Annotated in this window: 2 protein-coding genes and 1 pseudogene; all 3 read right to left on the reverse strand. The window is 37.8% G+C overall.

The features are described 5' to 3' along the window. Positions 1 to 425 (reverse strand): annotated as a pseudogene (locus tag NJ959_RS28710) (FkbM family methyltransferase); the annotation flags it as partial. A 13-nt stretch (positions 426 to 438) separates the two neighbouring features. Next, a complete protein-coding gene (locus NJ959_RS28715; protein WP_254015175.1) occupies positions 439 to 1716 on the reverse strand; it encodes an ABC transporter ATP-binding protein in 1278 nt (425 codons plus the stop codon). Then, entirely contained in the window at positions 1716 to 2240 is a 525-nt protein-coding gene (locus NJ959_RS28720; protein WP_309242723.1) for a hypothetical protein, read from the reverse strand. Before NJ959_RS28720 ends, NJ959_RS28715 begins: the two co-directional genes overlap by 1 nt. Positions 2241 to 2335 lie beyond the last annotated feature (95 nt).

Below are 2335 nucleotides of genomic sequence, written 5' to 3' on the forward strand. Positions count from 1 at the left end.
TTGATGGATATGTCAGCACAAAAGCCGTTTAAAGCAGGTTCATTGAATTCATAGTAAGTTAAAATTTGATTGCAATCAGAAATAGAAATCTCTAAGTTAATATCATTAGCTCTGATTTTATTAAAAATCTCCATACTACCAGGCATCGCATCAATATTAATGCCTCGCCAACCTTGTAAGTAAAAGCGATAAGTATTAGAAAATCTTTGTGGGTGATGTGCTCCTACATCTACATAAAATCCCTGTTTTTTACCTTCAAAAAAACGTGAAATTATCATATCTTCACCTTCTTGTGAATAGGACAGATTATGGTACAGATACGGCTCTTTAGGATAGAGATAAAATTTTTCAGGAAAAGCGGCAACCTGAAATCCATTTTTAAGCCTATTGTAAATATTTCTAGTTTTTCTAAAAATTAAGTTCACTTTGTAAATCCTCTTAAGCTGCTAGATACCAGTCACCTCTGATTAAAACGACTCCGATCCCACTCAAAGCCACATTACCAGTTTTATAAAAATCTCCCGCTTCAACATCAATAAAGCCAATGTATCCTTTAGGCCAGTCCGCTTCTACACCATTGACCGTAATCCTTGCACCTACTAGATACCTACCCTTAGAATATGGAAAATCTTGAATTCTACATTTGATCTTGCCTATATGAGGAATTGAAGAAAATGTAGTACCAGCATAATCACTGTAGAAAACAGAGATAGTATCTCCCAATCCATTATGTATAGAAAAACCTAAACTTACATTTTTAAGAGGATTATTAGTATTTGTCTTATAGTGAAAGACTAATACTAATTCCTCTCCACAAGCTGCGGCTACTAGATTATTACCCGCCGAATTCTCTATAGAAAAACCAGTAAGTATTATGTCTCCGGTACCTGAACGGTTGATATCTGTCAGCTTTGTTTCCCTCGTCTGTTCTTCTAAATCTATTAGATAAAAATTAATTGATGATTTATTGTCACCATCAAATTTAATCTGTCCTGAACGCAACACGACGACTCGTGAACATAGTTTTTCTATTGCTGCCATCTGATGACTCACAAATAAAACTGTCCTCCCCTCTTTCCCCACATCCTCCATCTTCCCCAAACACTTCTTCTGAAACGCTGCATCCCCTACCGCCAACACCTCATCCACTACCAAAATCTCCGGTTCCAAATGCGCCGCCACCGCAAATGCCAGCCTAACGTACATCCCCGAAGAATACCGCTTCACTGGCGTATCTAAAAACTTTTCCACCTCCGCAAACGCCACAATCTCATCAAATTTTCGCTTAATCTCCAACCTACTCATCCCCAGAATAGCACCATTGAGAAAGATATTCTCTCTCCCCGTTAACTCCGGATGGAATCCCGTACCTACCTCCAATAAACTAGCAACTCGCCCCTTAATCCGGATACTTCCTGTAGTTGGTTCCGTAATCCGACTTAAAATCTTCAATAATGTAGATTTACCCGCCCCATTCCGTCCAATAATCCCAACTCTATCCCCCTGCTTAATCTCAAATGATACATCCTTCAGCGCCCAAAACTCTTCAGATGCTGGGTTCGGGAAACTTTTCCCCCAAGGCTTTAGTAACTTCCGTCCCAGCCCTTTAACCCCATTAGCAATGACATCTCGCAGCGCCGTATAATTCTCCTGCTTCTGATGACCAATTATATACTTTTTCCCCAGATTATCGACCTGAATTACCGTATCTGACATCACCCATTACCTAATTGTAATCTACATTGATCGAAGAGATAATTAATAGCACCAAACAATTCATCTAAATCCGAAATATAGTAGCTCTTAATATTTTTCACAAATCGGTCTAAACTTAATTTGCCAAACTCCCAGATCTTGCCATTTGAGACAATGCCAAACAAAGTTTGTTCTGGACTCTCATTTATTTTTTGAGCTGCCACCATTTCTGCGGCACACTCCCCCCATCCTTCCGTAAAATTATCCTTTTTAGCTTCAACTATCACCAAATAAGGTCGATCGAAAATTACTTTACCTTGTGGAGACCTTTGTGCGATCGTATAATCAGGTACTCCAGATAAGTCTTCATCATACTCTAAAGCTTCGTGGCTCCAGAGCATATAGTCTTCCAGGTAATAATTTTTCCAAATTTCTTTTAAAATTGGATAGATTAAATTTTCACAAATAGCTAATTCAGAGTTCTCTAAGACTACCTCTCTCAGACTAAACTCTATTTCTCCTCGTAAATAATCACTAATTGCCAAATTTTGAGGAATTATATAATTATTCTCTTGGTAAGTTAGATTAAATTTTTTAATTACGGAACGAATATTTTTATATGAACTAAAAGACATTTAGC

Source organism: Limnofasciculus baicalensis BBK-W-15, from assembly GCF_024178385.1.
Lineage (GTDB): Bacteria > Cyanobacteriota > Cyanobacteriia > Cyanobacteriales > Coleofasciculaceae > Limnofasciculus > Limnofasciculus baicalensis.